Genomic DNA, 18,499 nt, shown 5'->3' with positions numbered 1-18,499 from the left:
CTTTGGATTGTGACAGCGCGCCCGGCCGATGAGCCGAGGTTTTTCGCGGCTCACCGGAAATAGTCACCGGTTCTTCACTGGCTATTCACTGGTTTGTCCACATGGTTTTCCACAGGGCCAGCAAATTTTTGAATTACAATGCTTGTTTTGCACCTGCTTTTGACTGGATATGACGGTTCCTTGACTACGGCGTGACGACTCGCCGGTACTGAGTCATCGATGGTTTCGGCACGGGGATCGCGGTCCCCGATCGGGTTCAGGCGGGGGTCGCGTTGCGGCGCGACCGGCAGAAGGAGACGGGGGACATGCGGATCGAACGGCGCTTCACGGCCGAAGGGCGCGACGCCTATGACGGGATCGAGTTCCGGTCGGCCACCAGCGAGATCCGCAACCCGGACGGCTCCGTCGTCTTCCGCCAGACCGACATCGAGGTGCCGGCGGACTGGAGCCAGGTGGCCTCCGACATCCTGGCCCAGAAGTACTTCCGCAAGGCCGGCATCCCCGCCCGGCTGAAGCGCGTCCGCGAGAAGGGCGTGCCCGAGTTCCTGTGGCGCAGCGTGCCCGACGAGAAGGCGCTGGCCGAGCTGCCGGAGGCCGAGCGCGTCGGCAGCGAATCGACCGGCCGCCAGGTGTTCGACCGCCTGGCCGGCACCTGGGCCTATTGGGGCTGGAAGGGCGGCCTGTTCGACTCGGCCGACGACGCCCGCGCCTATTTCGACGAGATGCGCTACATGCTGGCGCAGCAGATGGCGGCGCCGAACAGCCCGCAATGGTTCAACACCGGCCTGCACTGGGCCTATGGCATCGACGGCCCGGCCCAGGGCCACTGGTATGTCGACGACAAGACCGGCGAGCCGCGCCTGTCCGACAGCGCCTATGAGCGGCCGCAGCCGCATGCCTGCTTCATCCAGTCGGTCTCGGACGACCTCGTCAACGAGGGCGGCATCATGGACCTGTGGGTCCGCGAGGCCCGGCTGTTCAAATACGGCTCCGGCACCGGCTCGAACTTCTCCAAGCTGCGCGGCGAGGGCGAGCGCCTGTCCGGCGGCGGCCGCTCCTCCGGCCTGATGAGCTTCCTCAAGATCGGCGACCGCGCCGCCGGCGCCATCAAGTCGGGCGGCACCACCCGCCGCGCCGCCAAGATGGTGACGGTCGACATCGACCACCCCGACATCGAGACCTATATCGACTGGAAGGTGATCGAGGAGCAGAAGGTCGCGGCCCTGGTCGCCGGCTCCAAGCTCGCCCGCCAGCACCTCAACGAGGTGATGGAGGCGTGCCACGGCGTCTCGGATGCCGAGACGGGCGACCGCTTCGACCCGAAGCAGAACAAGGCGCTGAAGCGCGCCATCATCGGCGCCCGCAAGGCGATGCTGCCGGAGAACTACGTCCAGCGCGTCATCCACTTCGCGCGCCAGGGCTACACCGGCATCGAGTTCAAGGTCTACGACACCGACTGGGATTCGGACGCCTACCTCACCGTCTCCGGCCAGAACTCCAACAACTCCGTCCGCCTGACCAACACCTTCCTCGAGGCGGTGCAGCAGGATGGCGAGTGGCAGCTGATCCGCCGCATCGACGGCAAGGTCGCCAAGACCCTGAAGGCCCGCGACCTGTGGGAGAAGATCGGCCATGCCGCCTGGGCCTCGGCCGATCCGGGGCTGCAGTTCGACACCACGATCAACGAGTGGCACACCTGCCCGGAATCGGGGCGGATCAACGCCTCGAACCCGTGCTCGGAATACATGTTCCTGGACGACACGGCCTGCAACCTGGCGTCGCTGAACCTGATGACGTTCCGCCGGGCGGACGCCTCCTTCGACGTGCCGGCCTTTGAGCATGGCTGCCGGCTGTGGACCATCACGCTGGAGATCGCGGTGATGATGGCGCAGTTCCCGAGCCGGGAGATCGCGCGCCTGTCCTACGAGTTCCGCACCCTCGGCCTGGGCTACGCCAATATCGGCGGCCTGCTGATGGCGTCGGGCATCCCTTATGACAGCGAGGACGGCCGCGTCCTGTGCGGCGCCATCACCGCGCTGATGACCGGCGTCGCCTACGCCACCTCGGCCGAGATGGCGAAGAGCATCGGCCCCTTCCCCGGCTACCAGAAGAACGCCGCGGCGATGCTGCGCGTCATCCGCAACCACCGCCGCGCCGCCTATGGCGAGAGCGGCGGCTACGAAGGCCTGTCGATCACCCCGGTGCCGCTGGACGCCGATGCCTGCCCGGACCAGGACCTGGTCGCGGCCGCCCGCCGCGCCTGGGACCGCGCGCTGGGCCTCGGCGAGGCGCACGGCTACCGCAACGCCCAGTCGACGGTGATCGCGCCGACCGGCACGATCGGCCTGGTGATGGATTGCGACACCACCGGCATCGAGCCCGACTTCGCCCTGGTGAAGTTCAAGAAGCTGGCCGGCGGCGGCTACTTCAAGATCATCAACCGGGTGGTGCCGGAGGCGCTGCGCGTCCTTGGCTACGGCGACGACCAGATCGACGCCATCATCCGCTACGCCGTCGGCCACGGCACGCTGGAGAATTCCCCGGCGATCGGTTGGGCCGCGCTGAAGGCCAAGGGTTTCACTCAAGGAGCGATCGACGCGATCGAGCTGGGCACCAAGGCTGCCTTCGACATCAAGTTCGTGTTCAACCGCTACACCCTGGGCGACGATTTCCTGACCGGGACCCTGGGCGTGCCGGCGGCGGCACTGGACGACATCTCCTTCGACCTGCTGTCGCATCTCGGCTTCACCAAGGCGGAGATCGAGGCGGCGAACACCTTCTGCTGCGGCGCCATGACCCTGGAGGGCGCGCCGGAGCTGCAGGACGAGCACCTCGCGGTGTTCGACTGCGCCAACCCCTGCGGCCGCATCGGCAAGCGCTTCCTGTCGGTCAACAGCCACATCCGGATGATGGCAGCGGCGCAACCCTTCATCTCGGGCGCCATCTCCAAGACCATCAACATGCCGAACGCGGCGACGGTGGAGGACTGCAAGGACGCCTACCTGCTGTCCTGGCAGCTGTGCCTCAAGGCCAACGCCCTGTACCGCGACGGCTCGAAGCTGAGCCAGCCGCTGAACTCCTCCCTGCTCGACGACGACGACATCGAGGAGGAGGAGAGCCTGGTCGAGCGCATCATCGAGGCCCCGTCCGGCGCCCGCGCGCCGATGGTGGCGGAGCGGATCGTCGAGCGGGTGATCGAGCGGATCGTCGAGAAGAGCGGCGTCCGGGGCAAGCTGCCGCACCGCCGCAAGGGCTACACCCAGAAGGCGATCGTCGGCGGCCACAAGGTCTACCTCCGCACCGGCGAATACGACGATGGCAAGCTGGGCGAGATCTTCATCGACATGCACAAGGAAGGCGCCGCCTTCCGAAGCCTGATGAACAACTTCGCCATCGCCATCTCGATCGGGCTGCAATACGGCGTGCCGCTGGAGGAGTTCGTCGAGGCCTTCACCTTCACCCGCTTCGAGCCCTCGGGCCCGGTGCAGGGCAACGACGCCATCAAGATGGCGACCTCGATCATCGACTACATCTTCCGCGAGCTGGCGGTATCCTATCTCGACCGCACCGACCTGGCCCATGCCACGCCGGACGACCTGACGCCGGACACGGTCGGCAAGGGCGTGACCCGCGACGACGGCAAGACCCCGGCGACGGCGGATGCGACGCCGATCCGCAAGGTCGCCTCCACCGGCTTCGTCCGCGGCAACTTCCGGGTGTTCGAGGGCGGCAACGTCCGCGACCTCGCGGTGGCCCGGATGGCCGAGGTGCAGGAGCTGGTGACGGAAGCCGCGACGGCCTTTGCCACCGAAGGCGCCACCGCTTTGGCGCCGGAGCCGGTCAAGCTGCGCGCCGCGGCGCTGGGCAGCACCGCCGATGTCCGGCTGGCCAAGATCCGCGAAGCCCGGGCCAAGGGCTATGAGGGCGACCCCTGCCCCGAATGCCAGAACATGACCCTGGTGCGGAACGGCACCTGCCTGAAATGCGAGACCTGCGGCGGCACCACGGGCTGTTCCTGAGCCCCGGCGGGCTGACTCCGGCGGTTTTCCGCCGCCGGAGCCGGCCCGCGACGCAGCTTTCCTTGCCAAATCGCCGTATTCGGCCTACGCAGCCGATCCCGCCCCGCATGGGGCACACACGAGGTCTGGATTCATGAACAGCGCCGAACTCGTCGATCACGTCGCCACCACCGGCAATCTCACCAAGGCCCAGGCCAAGCAGGTCATCGACGCCCTGTTTGCGACCATCGTCGCGGACGCCGCCAAGGGTGGCGAGACCTCGATCCCCGGCTTCGGCAAGTTCAAGGTCGCCAGCCGCCCGGCCCGCGAAGGCCGCAACCCGGCCACCGGCGAGACGATCAAGATCGCGGCTTCGAAGAAGCTGGCCTTCACCGCGGCGAAGGCCGTGAAGGACGCCCTCAACGGCTAAGCCTCGACCGGCGCCGGCGACGGGGATCCCAGGCCGGGCGGGCCTTGCGGCCTGCCCGGCCGATCCCTGCCCGCCGCGCCGATCCGGTGCGGCGGCGTTTCCGGTCTAGATCGTCGGAGAACCCGGCCCTGGAAACGTCGCTCTACCTTCCGGTCAAAACCTTCCTCGAAGGCCTCGGCTTCGTGGTCAAGGGCGAGGTCGCGGGCTGCGACCTGGTGGCGATCGACGGCAGCGACCCGCCGGTCGTGGTGATCGGCGAACTCAAGCTCACCTTCAACCTCGAGCTGGTGCTGCAGGGCGTCGACCGCGCCGCCGCCAGCGACGAGGTCTGGCTGGCGGCCCGGATGTCCGGCCGCGGCCGTGGCCGGGAAAGCGATTCGCGCTTCCGCAACCTGTGCCGGCGCCTGGGCTTCGGCATGCTCGGCGTGACTGAGGCCGGCGACGTCCACATCCTGGTCAGCCCCGACGCGGCCGCGCCGCGCAGAAACCCCAAGCGGCGGTCGCGCATCGTCACGGAGCATCAGCGCCGGCGCGGCGACCCGGTCGTGGGCGGCGGGTCGCGCGCCCCGATCATGACCGCCTACCGGCAGCAGGCGCTGTCCTGCGCCGCAGCGCTGCTGCAGGGGCCGCAGCGGCCCCGCGACCTCAGGCCGGTTGCGCCCGATGCCGCGAAGATCCTGCTGCACAACGTCTATGGCTGGTTCCTGCGCGAGCAGCGCGGCATCTACGGGCTGACCGATGCCGGGCGGCAGGCCCTCGAGCGCTGGCCGCAGGCATCGATCAACCCACAGCGAGTGGCCGTCGACGGCTAAGCCGCCGCCTTCAGGCCTTCACGCCGCCGGCCGACAGGCCGCCCTGCCAGTAGCGCTGCATGATCAGGAACGCGGCGATCACCGGCAGGATGCTGACCAGCGCGCCGGCCATGACGATGGTGAACAGCACCGCGCCGCCGCTGCCCGAGGTGGCGGCGGCATACCATTGCGACAGGCCGACGGTGACCGGGAAGTATTCCGACGAGTTCAGCATCACCAGCGGCAGGAAGTAGTTGTTCCAGGTCGAGACGAAGGCCAGGATCAGCACCGTCGCGAAGCCCGGCATCAGCAGGCGGAACGCGATCTTCGAGAAGATGTGCAGTTCCCCCGCACCGTCGATGCGCCCGGCCTCGATCAGCTCGTTCGACACCGCGTCGTCGATGTAGACCCGCATCAGGAACACGCCGGGCGGGAACACCAGCGACGGCAGGATGATCGCCAGCGGATTGTTGACCAGCCCGATCTTGGACAGCATCAGGAACAGCGGCACCGCCAGCGCGGTCTGCGGGATCATCACGGCGCCCAGCACCAGCGCGAAGCACAGCTTCTTGCCGATGAACTGGTATTTGGCGAAGGCGTAGCCGGCGCAGGTGGCGAACAGGGCGGCGCCGAGCCCGGAGATCGAGGCGTAGAGGAAGGTGTTGAGCAGCCAGCGCGAGAACGCCCCGTCCTGGTAGGTAAACAGGCCGCGCAAATTTTCCCAGAAGTTGAAGTCGTCGCCGAACCACAGGCCGAAGGTGCCGAACAGGTCGGCGTTGGTCTTGGTCGCCGACACGATGACGTAGAGCAGCGGGATGAAGTTGTAGATGAAGTACAGGCCCAGCACGGCCGTCAGCAGCCAGCGCTGGCGCCGGAACGCGGGCGACCGGACCGTCTTCGAGGCGATGGTCATCGGCGGGCCCCGCGGTTGGCGAACAGCATGAAGGCGTAGGACACCACCGCCACCACCCCGCCCAGGACGAAGGAAATCGCCGCGGAGTAGTTGTACTGCTGGTTGGTGAAGGCCAGCGTGTAGGCGTAGTAGTTCGGCGTGTAATGGCTGTTGATCAGGCTGGGCACCAGGTTCCGGATCAGGTACGGCTCGGTGAACAGCTGCAGCGTGCCGATGATCGAGAAGATCACGGTGACGATGATGGTGGGGACGATCAGCGGCAGCTTGATCCGCAGCGAATGCTGCAGCGCCGTGGCCCCGTCGATGGCCGAAGCCTCCTCGAGGTCGCGGGGAATCGCCTGCAGCGCGGCGTAGTAGATGATCATGTTGTAGCCCATGTATTCCCAGACCGCGATGTTGGCGATCGAGGGCAACAGGGTGTCGATGCCGAGGAAGTCGATCTTGCCCAGGCCCAGCGCCTCGGACAGCTGCGTGAACGGCCCGAAGGCCGGCCCGTAGAGATAGCCCCATAGCAGCGTGGCGATCACCGCCGGCACGGCATAGGGGATGAAGAAGGCGACGCGGAAGAAGTTGCGGGCGAACACCGTGCCGCTGTCGAGGATCAGCGCGAACACCAGCGCCAGGCCGAGCATCACCGGGATCTGCATGAAGCCGAACCGGAACAGCAGCAGCACGCCTTCCCAGAAGTTCTTGTCGTGGATGGCTCTGATGTAGTTGTCGAGCCCGACGAAGCGGGCGCCGCCGACCAGCGTCTCCTTGAACAGGCTCATCTGGAAGGCATAGACCAGCGGGGCGATCAGGAAGCCCGCGAACAGCAGCAGAAAGGGCAGCAGGAACACATAGGGCGCGATCTTGCGGCCGACGAGGACGCGCCGGGGCGCCCGGCTGGCGGTTTCGGTCAACATCATCCCCGTCTTGGCGCTGTCGGCGAAGCCGGCGACGGCGGACGCCCGCACGGGGCGCCCGCCGGCCCGGAGGCGACTAGAGGACGGTGAAGCCCTGGTCGTTGGCATAGGCCACGACGCTGTCCTGCAGCCGGTCGAAGGCGGCCGACAGCGTGCCGTTGCCGGCGATGGCGGAGGCCAGTTCGTCCTGCATCTGCAGGTTCACATAGTCCTGGAACGGCGCGAACTCGAAGCTCGGGTCGACCTGGTTCTCGGCGACGACGAAGATCTCGTTGACCTTCTGGCCGCCGTAGAACTCGTAGGGATGGCCCATCAGCTCCTTGTCGCCGATCAGGTCCTTCAGCACCGGGAACAGGAACTGCTTGGTGTTCCACAGCCGCGAGGCCTCGGGGTCGCTGCCCATGAACTGGGCGAACAGCGCCGCCTCCTTCGGGTGCTGCGACGTGGTGAAGGCGGCGAAGGTCGACCCGCCCCAGTTCGAAGTGATCTTGCCGCCCTTCTCCCATTGCGGCATCGGCGAGGCACGCCACTTGCCGAAGCTCTTCTTCATCGACTGCTGCATCAGCACCGGCGCCCAGGCCGCCGTGACCCAGGAGGCGTAGGTGCCGTTGTCCAGGTTGGCGAACCACTCGGTCGTCCACATCGGCTTGACGTCGACCGCCTTGGCGTCGATCAGCTTCTGCCAGTAATCGGCCCATTTCTTGGCGATGCCGTCATTGATCGCGATCTTGATGCTGGTGCCGTCGAGATGGAACGGCCGCCAGCCGGCCTGCCACAGCACGGCGCAGACCCAGCCGGCGTCCGACGCGCCGAAATCGCAGATGTAGGTGCCCGGCGCCTTGGTGCTGAGCTTGATCGCCTGTTCGGCATAGTCGTCCCAGGTCTCGGGGACGGTCAGGCCGTGCGTCTCGAACACGTCGGCGCGGTACAGCAGCCCCATCGGGCCGCTGTCCCAGGGCACGGCGTAGATCTTGCCGTCGTCGGTGACCGACTTCCAGGTCCAGTCGATGAATTTGGGTCCGACATCGCCGACGCCGTTGGGGGCCAGATCGGCCAGCACGCCGAGCTGCTTGAAGCTGGCGATGGAGTTGAACTCCATCTGCGCCAGGTCCGGCAGGCCGGTGCCGGCCTTGATCGCGTTGCGCAGCTTGACGTAGTGCGGCGGGCCCTGCCCGACATTCTCCAGCTTGACCGTGATGCCGGGGTGCTTCTTCTGGAACAGGTCGATCTGGCTCTGGGTATCGGGGGTCCAGGCCCAGAACAGCAGCTCGACCTTGTCCTGCGCCCGTGCCGCGGCGGGCAGCCCCGCCAGCGCCGGCGCCACCAGCGCGCCCGCGGTTCCCTGCAGGAATCGGCGGCGATCGATCGTCGGGCCCATGGCAGATCCCGGCTTGATCCCGGTCGTATCCGACATTTCGTGTCCTCCCTCGCGCATCCAAGCCTGATCCCGCGAAGCGAGTCGGCTGTTTCTTGCATCAATCAGCACAACGGAAGGCATCGGCCCTGTCAATCCAGGGTTGGCACTGAACGTTGCGTTTGTCCCGTATTCCGGACTCGCGCGGCACAATCCGTATGGTGGGAAGGCTGCAGCCGCGCCTAGTCTTCGCCATCGGGTCCGGCGGCTCTCTCTCAGGAAGGCATGATGGCAAGACAGTGGAATGTCGGCGTTCTCGGCTGCGGCAACATCTTCGACGCCTATGCAAGGCTGTCGGCGGTCTTCGCGCCGGTGAAGCTGGTCGCCTGCGCCGACCTGAACGGTGAGGCCGCGGCGGCCAAGGCGGCGCGCTACGGGCTGGAGGCCCTGGCCCCCGACGCGCTGATCGCGCATCCCGGGATCGATGCGATCATCAACCTGACCAACCCCGCCAGCCATGCCGCCACCACCGCCGCGATCCTGCGGGCCGGCAAGCACGCCTATGCCGAAAAGCCGCTGGCGCTGACCCTGGCGGATGGCGACGCGCTGGTGGCGCTGGCCGACAGCAGCGGCCTGATGCTGGCCTCGGCCCCCGACACCTTCCTGGGCGGCGCCCAGCAGACCGCCCGCCGCCTGATCGATGAGGGCCGACTGGGCACGATCAAGAGCGGCAGCGCCCATTTCATGAACCACGGCATGGAGCGCTGGCACCCCAACCCGCACCCCTACTATCAGCGCGGCGCCGGCCCGGTGCTGGACATGGGGCCCTACTACGTCTCGGCCCTGGTCAACCTGCTCGGCCCGGTGCGGCGGGTGGTGGCGCTGGCCACCACCTTCTTCGACGAGCGGCTGGTGACGGCCGATGGTCCCAACCGGGGCAGCCGGGTGCCGGTGACCACGCCGACCACCAGCCAGGCGCTGCTGGAGTTCCGCTCCGGCGCGCAGATCCACTTCTCGGTCAGCTACGACAATTGGGGTCACGGCCACCGCAACCCGATCGAACTGCACGGCACTTTGGGGTCGTTGATGGTGCCCGACCCCAACTATTTCGCCGGCATCGCCGAGCTGCATGGCGACGGCGAGGTGCAGCGCTTCGGCAGCGAGGGGGTCGCCTTCGGCCAGGACAACTGGATCGAGGTCAAGGGCACGCGGATCGGCAACTATCGCGGCGCCGGCGTCGCCGACATGCTCGACGCGGCGGAGCACGGCCGCCAGCCCCGCGCCTCCGGCCGCTTCGCACGCCATGTGCTGGAGGTGCTGCTGGCGATCATCGAATCCGCCGAGATCGGCCGCTTCGTGGAGATCGCCAGCACCACCGACCGCCCGGCGCCGATGACGGCGGAGGACGCCGCCCGGCTGATCGCCCCGGACGCGCCGCAGACCTTCGCGCCCGACGCCTGACCCAACCCACCAACCGGATCACGCCCGATGTCCCGCTATGCCCTCTCCTTCCAGCTCTACTCCGCCCGGCACTTCCCGCCGCTGGAGGCCCAGCTCGACTGGCTGGCCCAGTGCGGCTACGACGCGGTGGAGCCCTGGCTGCCCGCCTATGGCGACGACGCCGCCCTGTTCCGCCGCCAGATCGATGCCGCCGGCCTCGCCTGCTCCGGCTTCCACATGCCGCTGGCCGGGCTGGTCAACGAGCCGAAGCGGTTCTTCGACTATGCCCACACCATGGGCACCGACACGCTGATTCCGCCCTATCTGACGCCGGAGGAGCGCAGCATCACCGCCGATGGCTGGCGCCGGGTCGGCGAGCAGCTGGCCAAGGGCGCCGCGGCGGCGAAGGCCGAGGGCCTGAAGGTCGCTTGGCACAATCACGACTTCGAGTACCACAAGCTGCAGGACGGCAACCGGCCGATCGACCTGCTGCTCGGCGCCGCCGGCCCCGATGTCGATTTCGAGATCGACATCGGCTGGGTGACCCGCGGCTGGGCCGACCCGGCGCAGGAGCTGGAGCGCTACGCCGACCGCATCACCGCGATCCAGCTGAAGGACACCGCCCGCCCCGGCACCGCGGTCGACGAGGGCTGGACCGCAACCGGCGACGGCATCATCGACTGGAAGGCGCTGGTTCCGCTGTTCGCGGCGACCCGCGCCACCGTGCTGGTCGCCGAGCACGACAACCCGTCCGACTGGAAGGTCTTCGCCTCACGGTCGATCGCGGCGATGCGCGCGCTAGTCGGCGACTGACGCCACTCAGGCGTGAATGGAATCCAGCTCGGGCAGCAGCACGACGCTCTCCTGCTCGTTCGGATCGGTGCGCGCGATCACCGCGACGCAATCCTCCGTGACGCTCGGGTTGTAGGGCAGGTGCGGCACGCCGGCGGGGATGTACAGGAACTCGCCGGCCCGCACCATCAGCTGCTGCTCCAGCCGCTCGCCGTACCACATGCCGGATTCGCCGCTCAGGACATGGATGGCGGTCTCGTGGCCCTCATGCTTGTGCGCCTTGGCCCGGCCGCCCGGCGGCAGAGTGACCAGCTGCAGGTGGATGCCCGTGGCGCCCACCGTCTCGGCTGAGATCCCCGGCGTGTAGGACAGGGCCTGCTTGCCGGTGAACCGGGCGCCGGCGCGGACCACGCTGCAGGTCGGCGTGATCGGGAATTCCATGGTGTCCGCCATCGCAGATCGCCTCGCTCGAGATGGATGCGGCGGCCGCGGAAACGCCGCCGCTCGACGACCCGTCATGGTCGTCAAGCGCTCTTACGATGCGATTGCAGCGCCACGAAAAGCTGTTACGTGCGTAACATTCGCCGCCATTTCGGTCACGGCAGCTTGGACAAAATCACAATGGCGGCCGGATTCCGGCACCTCATATCAGACTCGTCACGCCATCCGTGACGCCGGCATAACCCCCGAGGCGGGGGACTGAGCGTTGGCTCGCGCCCAAGCCCCAGCACCGCCGGGGCTTGGGCGCGGGACGGCCAGGCCCACAAAACTCCATCACCCAGGATTTTGCGTTCGACCGGCCTTGCGACGCATGTCGCTTGCAAGGACTCCCCACGCCGTCCTGGCGGCGGTGCCGCCAGGAATCGACCGAAGAGGATTCCCGATCTTGGGCATCGTCCGTTTCGCCCTGCGCTACCCCTACACCTTCTATGTGGTGGCGCTGCTGGCCCTGCTTCTCGGCATCAGCGGCATCGCGGTGACCCCGCGCGACGTGCTGCCGTCGATCAATGTGCCGGTGGTGACGGTGATCTGGCAGCTGACCGGGCTGACGCCCCAGGAGATGGAGCAGCGGGTCACCACCTACAGCGAGTTCTACATCAGCGCCAATGTCGGCGACATCCGCAACATCGAGAGCCAGACGCTGGAAGGGCTGGCGGTCGAGAAGATCTACTTCCAGCCGAACGTCAACATCGACCTCGCGATCAGCCAGATCGTCTCCGCCTCCAACTCCGCCCGCTCCCTGATGCCGGCCGGCATCCAGCCGCCGATCGTGGTGCAGTTCAACGCCACCAGCGTGCCGGTGCTGCAGCTCAGCCTCAGCTCGGACACGCTGAACGAGCAGCAGCTCTACGATTACGGCCTGTACCAGATGCGCCAGGCCCTGGCGCCGATCCCCGGCATCACCCTGCCGACGCCCTCGGGCGGCCGCTACCGCGAGATCATGGTCGATCTCGACCCGGACAAGCTGCGCGCCTACGGCATCACCCCGACCCAGGTGGTCGACGCGGTCAACGCCCAGTCGCTGACCCTGCCCTCGGGCGACGCCAAGATCGGCACCCAGCAGTTCATCGTCCACCTCAACGCCACGGCGCCAACGGTCGACGCCATCGGCGACGTGCCGGTCCGGCAGGATGGCGCCACCACCGTGTTCCTGCGCGACGTCGCGCATGTTCACAATGGCTGGCAGGTGCAGTCGAACATCGTCCGCTCCAACGACCAGCGGTCGGTGCTGCTGACCATCATCAAGAACGGCGACGCCTCCACGCTCGACGTCGTCAACCGGGTCAAGGCCGCGCTGCCGGCGATCCAGGCCGCGGCACCGCCGGGGCTGAAGATCGGCCTGCTGTTCGACCAGTCGACCTTCGTCCAGAACTCGATCGACAGCGTGCTGCGGGAAGGCGCCATCGCCGCCGGCCTGACCGCCCTGATGATCCTGATCTTCCTGGGGTCCTGGCGGGCGACCATCGTGGTCATGGTGTCGATCCCACTGTCGATCCTGACCTCGATCGCGGTGCTGTCGGCGCTGGGCGAGACCCTGAACATCATGACGCTGGGCGGCATGGCGCTGGCCGTCGGCATCCTGGTCGACGACAGCACCGTCACCATCGAGAACACCTACCGCATGCTCGAGGAGCGAAGGCCGTTCGACGACGCGGTGCTGGAGGGTGCGGCCGGCATCGCCCTGCCGACGCTGATCTCCACCGCCGCGATCTGCTGCGTCTTCGTCGCCGTGTTCTTCATGCAGGGCGCCATCCGCTACATCTTCACGCCGCTGGCCATGGCGGTCGTGTTCGCCATGATCGCGTCGTACTGCTTCTCGCGGACGCTGACGCCGATCATCATCCGGCTGCTGCTGCGCGGCGAACACAGCCGGCGCGAGGCCGGGAAGACGACGGCGCTGAGCCGCGCCCATGCGGTGTTCGACCGCGGCTTCAACCGCTTCCGCGACTTCTACGGCTGGATGCTGGCCGGCATCATCCGCCGCCGCGCCACCACGCTGGGCGTCGCCCTGGCGGTGTTCGCCGGGGCGGGGGTGCTGTTCACGCTGCTGGGGCACGACTTCTTCCCGCCCGTCGATTCCGGGATGATCCAGCTGCATGTCCGGCTGCCGCCGCGCACCCGCATCGAGACCGGGGCCGAGGATTTCAGCCGGATCGAAGCCGCCATCCGCCAGGTGATCCCGCAGCAGGATCTCGGCCTGGTGCTCGACAACATCGGCCTGCCCCAGCGCTCCTACAACCTTGCCTTCACCGACGGGACCACGACCGGCCCCAACGACGGCGTGATCCAGATCCAGCTCAACCCCGGCCACAAGCCGACCGAGGACTACGTCCGCGACCTCAGGCGCCAGCTGCCGGTCGAGTTCCCCGACACCCTGTTCTACGTCCAGCCCTCCGACATCGTGACCCAGGTGCTGAACTTCGGGGTGCCCAGCCAGGTCGACGTCCAGGTCACCGGCCGCGACCGCGCCGGCAACCAGAAGATGGCGCAGACCCTGCGCGACAAGCTGGCCCTGATCCCCGGCCTGGTCGACGTGCATCTGCAGCAGGAGGTGAACGCGCCGGAGCTGGCCTACACGGTCGACCGCACCCGGGCGCAGGAGCTGGGGCTGAACATGACCGACGTCGCCAACGACGTGAACATCAGCCTGAGCTCCTCGACCCAGGTCGAGCCGAACTTCTGGACCGACCCGGTCAACGGCATCGCCTACTACCTCGCGGTGCAGACGCCGGAGTACAAGGTCGCCAGCCTGAACGACCTCAACAACACTCCGATCGGCTCAACCACCACCGAGGCCGGCGTGGTGCCCAACCTGCTGGGCAACATCGCCGCGCCGCAGCGCGTGCCGGTGCAGTCGGTCTACAACCAGAGCAATATCCAGTCGGTCTACGACGTCTATGCCAGCGTCGACGCCAGCGACCTGGGCACCGTCGCCGCCCAGGTCCAGTCGGTCGTCGACGACGCGCAGAAGACGCTGCAACCCGGCAACACCATCGCGGTGCGGGGCCAGGTCAGCAGCATGGAGTCGGCGTTCCGCGACCTCGGCATCGGCCTCGCCTTCGCCGCCATCTTCGTCTACCTGCTGATGGTGGTGAACTACCAGAGCTTCCGCGATCCGCTGGCGGTGCTGCTGGCGCTGCCCGGCGCGATGAGCGGCATCGTCCTGTCGCTGTTCGTCACCGGCACCAGCCTGAGCGTGCCGTCGCTGATGGGCGCCATCATGGCGGTGGGCGTGGCATCGGCGAACTCGATCCTGCTGGTGACCTTCGCGCGGGAGCAGAGCCGCGCCGGCCATTCCCCGTTCGAGGCGGCGCTGTCCGCCGGCGTCACCCGGCTGCGGCCGGTGCTGATGACGGCCTGCGCCATGATGGTCGGCATGCTGCCGATGGCGATCGGCGGCCCGGGCGAGGAGCAGAACGCCGCCCTGGCGCGCGCCGTGATCGGCGGCGTCGGCGCCGGCACCCTGACCACCCTGCTGTTCGTGCCGTTCCTCTACGCCGTGATCGCCGGCCTGGGATCGCGCCGCCAAGCCCCCCTGCCCCACCCTTCGCCCGCGGAGTGATGACCATGGACCAGCATGTCCCCGTGACCGATGGGACCACCGAAGCCGTCGCCGAGACCGGGACGACCCCGCGGCGGCGCTGGATCGCACGCGGCCTGGGCGCGACCGCCCTGGTCGCCATCGGCGCCGCGGTCGGGTTCGGGCTGTGGAACCGCAACGCCCTCGACGCCCAGGCGACCACGGTCCGCAACGAGACGCGCGACGCCCGGCCGCTGGTGCGGACCGTGGCGGTGACCGCGGTGCAGGGCCCGAAGGTCGACGAGCTGCCGGGCACCACCAGCCCCTTCGCCAGCGCCACCGTCTTCGCCCGCGCCACCGGCTATGTCGCCACCCGCAACGTCGACATCGGCAGCCACGTCAAGGCGGGCGACGTCCTGGCGGTGATCGCGGCGCCGGACCTGGACCAGCAGCTGGCCCAGGCCCAGGCGCAACTGGCGCAGTCGACCGCCACGCTGGCGCAGGACCGGGCCAATGAAAGGCTGGCCGACGTGACCAACCAGCGCACCACCAAGCTGGTGGCGCAGGGCTGGGCCACCAAGGAGCAAGGCGACACCGACAGTTCGAACCAGCAGGCCTCCACCGCCGCCGTCGCCGCGGCCGAGGCCAGCATCACGGCGCAGCAGGCCGACGTGTCGCGGCTGGAGCAGCTGACCGGGTTCGAGAAGGTGGTGGCGCCATTCGACGGCGTCGTCTCCAGCCGCAACTTCGACGTCGGCACCCTGACCACGGCGGACAGTTCGACCGGCACCTCGCTGCTGTCGATCGTCCAGACCAACACGCTGCGGATCCAGATCTTCGTGCCGCAGGAGGACTATTTCGCCCTGAAGGACGGCGAGGACGCCGCGGTGACGGTGCCGCAGCTGCCGGGCCGGGTGTTCCACGGCCGCGTCGCCCGCACCGCCGGGGCGCTGCAGCCGGGCACCCGCACCCTGCTGGCCGAGGTCGATGTCGACAACGCCGACGGCGCCCTGACCGCCGGGCTGTACTGCATCGTCAAGCTGGACATTCCCCGCGCCAGCCCGGTGATCGTGCTGCCGTCGCAGGCGGTGATCTTCGACGAGCACGGGCTGTCGGCCGCCGTCGACCATGACGGCACGGTCCAGCTGCGCCATCTCGACGTCCTGGCCGACAATGGCAGCTCGCTCGACATCCGGGCCGGCCTGAACGAGGGCGATCAGGTCATCCTCAACCCGCCGGTCAATGTGGTGGACGGCATGCGGGTGCAGGCCCAGGCGCAGCCGGCCGCCGGCACCGCGAAGACCAGCTGAGGCAGCGCTTGGCGGACGGCCGGACCGGCCGTCCGCAGCCCTCGCCTATCGCAGCGCCTGCCAGACCTTGGCCGGGGTCAGCGGCATCTGGATCAGGCTGGCCTGGTCGGCACGGCCGGCGCGGGCCAGGGCGTCGGCCACGGCGTTGACCACCGCCGGGGTGGCGCCGATGGTGCCGAGCTCGCCGACGCCTTTGACCCCGAGGGGGTTGTTCAGGCAGGGCGTCGACTGGTCGAGCACATGGACGAAGTCGCGGATGATGTCGGCCCGCGGCATGGTGTAGTCCATCAGGCTGGCGGTCATCGCCTGGCCCGATTCCTCGTCATAGACCATGTGCTCGCCCAGCGCCTGGCCGATGCCCTGGACCGCGCCGCCGTCGAGCTGGCCGCGCACGATCATCGGGTTGACCACGCGCCCGACATCGTTGGCCGAGGCGTAGGAGACGATGTCGACGACGCCGGTCTCGGGATCGATCTCGACCTCGCAGATGTGGCAGCCATTCGGCCAGCTGGGCCCGTTCACCTTGCTGGTGGCGTCGATGAAGATGCGGCGGTCGGGCTGGCGGTCGGCCAGCTCGAACAGGCCGATGGCGCGGTCGGTGCCGGCGATGCGGAACACGCCTTCGGCATATTCGATGTCGGCCGACGCGGCTTCCAGCGCGTCGCCCGCCAGCTCGCGCCCGGTCTTCACCGCCGTCTCCGAGGCATGCTGGATGGCCGAGCCCGCGGTGAACAGCGACCGTGACCCGGCGCTGCCGAAGCCCGAGCCGCGGTCGGTGTCGCCCATGACGATGCGGATCCGGTCGAGCGGCACGCCGAAGACGTCGACCACCAGCTGGGCGTAGGAGGTCGCGATCCCCTGCCCCATCGGCATGGTCGCGGCATAGACCTCGATATCGCCGTCGCCGGAGACCTGGACCGTCACCCGCTCCTCGAACACGTTGCCGCCGGTCCATTCCAGGAACGAGGCCAGGCCGCGGCCGCGCAGCTTGCCGCGGGCCCGGGACTCCGCCTCGCGCGCGGCGAAGCCGTCCCAGTCGGCCAGGGTCACCGCCTGATCGACGATCGAGCCGAACTTGCCGCTGTCATAGGTCTGCCCCATCGCGTTGGTGTAGGGCATCTGGTCCGGGTGGATCAGGTTGCGGCGCCGGATCTCGACCGGGTCAAGGCCCAGCTGGCGCGCCGCGGCGTCGAACAGCCGCTCGATCAGGTAGATCGCCTCCGGCCGCCCGGCGCCGCGATAGGCGGCGGTCGGGGCGGTGTTGGTCAGGATGGCGGTGAATTCGAGGTCGATGGTGCGGATGTCGTAGATGCTGGTCGACACCCAGGGCCCGATCATCAGCTGGATGATGATGCCCGCGGTGCCGGCATAGGCCCCGACATTGCACAGCGACCGGACCCGGTAGCCCACCACCTTGCCGTTCTGGTCCAGCGCCAGCTCGGCCCGGCTCTCGACGTCGCGGCCATGGGTCGCCGCCAGGAACTCCTCGATCCGCTCGGCGGTCCACCGCACCGGCCGCTGCAGCTGGCGGGCGGCATAGGCCACCATGATGTCCTCGGGATAGAGGCCGGTCTTCATGCCGAAGCCGCCGCCGACATCGTCGACCACGACGCGCACCTTCTCCCGGGGGATGCCGAGCACGGCGTCGCACAGCGTGTCGCGCGCGCCGGACGGCATCTGGCTGGACAGGCGCAGCGTCAGCCGGTCGGCCTCCGGATCGTAGCTGGCGATCGAGCTGCGCGGCTCCATCGGCGTCGGCGCCAGCCGCTGGTTGACGATGTCCAGCGACACCACATGCGCCGCGGCGGCGAACGCCGCGTCCGTCGCCGCGGCATCGCCATGCCGCATCTGGGCGGCGACATTGCCGGTCGCCGCGGGCCAGACCTGGGGCGCGTCGGCGGCGGTCGCCGGCGCCAGACCGGTCACCGCCGGCAACTCCTCGTACTCGACCTCGATCGCCTCGAGCGCGTCCTTCATCTGGCCGCGAGTCTCGGCCACCAGCGCCACCACCGCCTCGCCGACGAAGCGGACCACCCCATCCGCCAGCGCCGGGCGCAGCGGCGTCGCCCCGGGCGACCCGTCCGGGCGCTTGAAGATCGGCGCCAGCGGCAGCGGCTTGACCCCGGCCGCGACCAGGTCGGCCCCGGTCACCACCGCGATCACCCCTGGCATCGCCAGCGCCGCGGCGGCGTCGATCGAGACGATGCGCGCATGCGGGTGCGGCGAGCGCAGGAAGCCGAGATGGGTCTGCCCGGGCAGCGCGATGTCGTCGCTGAAGCGGCCGGCGCCGGCCAGCAGGCCCGCATCCTCGATCCGCCGCACTTCGCGGCCGCTGCCGAAACGTCCGATCGTCGATTCGCCTGTCATCACGTCTCTCTCGGCCGCGGGGCCGTGCTGGCTGGATGCCTGTGGGGGCGTCTGGTGGCCTTATATGGCCATTGGCCGAGACGGGACCTGGGCCTTCGGCGGCACCAATGCGGCAACGCCCCTGCACGAGGCCCGCAATCGTCTCGGCAGTCGGGTGAATTGCGGACAGCGCAACGTT

The 18,499-nt window shown here is 68.6% G+C and carries 12 protein-coding genes; 7 read left to right on the top strand and 5 right to left on the bottom strand.

The window, feature by feature from the left end; all coding sequences use genetic code 11:
- Nucleotides 1-305 precede the first annotated feature (305 nt).
- The 3 genes from AB4112_RS04925 to AB4112_RS04915 all read left to right on the top strand — a co-directional run bounded on the left by AB4112_RS04925 (nt 306) and on the right by AB4112_RS04915 (nt 5,240).
- Complete coding sequence (locus AB4112_RS04925) at nt 306-4,019, top strand: vitamin B12-dependent ribonucleotide reductase (protein WP_441717464.1); 3,714 nt, start codon at nt 306-308, stop codon at nt 4,017-4,019.
- A gap of 133 nt (nt 4,020-4,152) precedes the next feature.
- Complete coding sequence (locus AB4112_RS04920) at nt 4,153-4,428, top strand: HU family DNA-binding protein (protein ID WP_309795899.1); 276 nt, start codon at nt 4,153-4,155, stop codon at nt 4,426-4,428.
- 86 nt (nt 4,429-4,514) lie between these two features.
- The gene (locus AB4112_RS04915) at nt 4,515-5,240 is read left to right on the top strand and encodes a DUF2161 domain-containing phosphodiesterase (protein ID WP_441717462.1); all 726 of its coding nucleotides are present in this window, start codon (nt 4,515-4,517) and stop codon (nt 5,238-5,240) included.
- 10 nt (nt 5,241-5,250) lie between these two features.
- Here AB4112_RS04915 and AB4112_RS04910 read toward each other — a convergent pair whose 3' ends face one another.
- From AB4112_RS04910 to AB4112_RS04900, 3 genes are read right to left on the bottom strand one after another with little or no spacing between them, the layout of a single operon-like run.
- The gene (locus tag AB4112_RS04910; protein WP_441717460.1) at nt 5,251-6,132 is read right to left on the bottom strand and encodes a carbohydrate ABC transporter permease; all 882 of its coding nucleotides are present in this window, start codon (nt 6,130-6,132) and stop codon (nt 5,251-5,253) included.
- Nucleotides 6,129-7,088: a carbohydrate ABC transporter permease gene (locus tag AB4112_RS04905; RefSeq protein ID WP_441717458.1), complete on the bottom strand. Its 960-nt coding sequence runs from the start codon at nt 7,086-7,088 to the stop codon at nt 6,129-6,131. Before AB4112_RS04905 ends, AB4112_RS04910 begins: the two co-directional genes overlap by 4 nt.
- Before the next feature lie 25 nt (nt 7,089-7,113).
- Nucleotides 7,114-8,451, bottom strand: a complete 1,338-nt coding sequence (locus tag AB4112_RS04900; RefSeq protein ID WP_309795891.1) for an ABC transporter substrate-binding protein — start codon at nt 8,449-8,451, stop codon at nt 7,114-7,116.
- 228 nt (nt 8,452-8,679) lie between these two features.
- Here AB4112_RS04900 and AB4112_RS04895 point away from each other — a divergent pair, with 228 nt between their 5' ends.
- Complete coding sequence (locus tag AB4112_RS04895) at nt 8,680-9,852, top strand: Gfo/Idh/MocA family protein (RefSeq protein WP_441717456.1); 1,173 nt, start codon at nt 8,680-8,682, stop codon at nt 9,850-9,852.
- A gap of 27 nt (nt 9,853-9,879) precedes the next feature.
- Nucleotides 9,880-10,644: a sugar phosphate isomerase/epimerase family protein gene (locus AB4112_RS04890; RefSeq protein WP_441717454.1), complete on the top strand. Its 765-nt coding sequence runs from the start codon at nt 9,880-9,882 to the stop codon at nt 10,642-10,644.
- A gap of 6 nt (nt 10,645-10,650) precedes the next feature.
- On the opposite strand, the gene AB4112_RS04885 is transcribed toward AB4112_RS04890, so the two are convergent.
- Nucleotides 10,651-11,076, bottom strand: coding sequence for a cupin domain-containing protein (locus AB4112_RS04885; protein WP_441717452.1), 426 nt, complete (start codon nt 11,074-11,076; stop codon nt 10,651-10,653).
- Between the two features lie 433 nt (nt 11,077-11,509).
- On the opposite strand from AB4112_RS04885, the gene AB4112_RS04880 reads away from it, so the two are divergent.
- Together AB4112_RS04880 and AB4112_RS04875 are read left to right on the top strand one after the other, a co-directional pair.
- On the top strand, nt 11,510-14,686 hold the full coding sequence (locus tag AB4112_RS04880) for an efflux RND transporter permease subunit (RefSeq protein WP_441717450.1): 3,177 nt from the start codon (nt 11,510-11,512) through the stop codon (nt 14,684-14,686).
- 5 nt (nt 14,687-14,691) lie between these two features.
- On the top strand, nt 14,692-15,954 hold the full coding sequence (locus AB4112_RS04875; protein WP_441717448.1) for an efflux RND transporter periplasmic adaptor subunit: 1,263 nt from the start codon (nt 14,692-14,694) through the stop codon (nt 15,952-15,954).
- Between the two features lie 45 nt (nt 15,955-15,999).
- Here the strand turns inward: AB4112_RS04875 and AB4112_RS04870 are convergent, their stop codons facing one another.
- Nucleotides 16,000-18,321, bottom strand: coding sequence for a xanthine dehydrogenase family protein molybdopterin-binding subunit (locus AB4112_RS04870; RefSeq protein ID WP_441717446.1), 2,322 nt, complete (start codon nt 18,319-18,321; stop codon nt 16,000-16,002).
- Nucleotides 18,322-18,499: the final 178 nt, after the last annotated feature.

The organism is Inquilinus sp. 2KB_23, assembly GCF_052115705.1.
Taxonomy (GTDB): Bacteria; Pseudomonadota; Alphaproteobacteria; order DSM-16000; family Inquilinaceae; genus Inquilinus; species Inquilinus ginsengisoli_A.
This window is presented reverse-complemented; position numbering and strand designations above follow the sequence as displayed.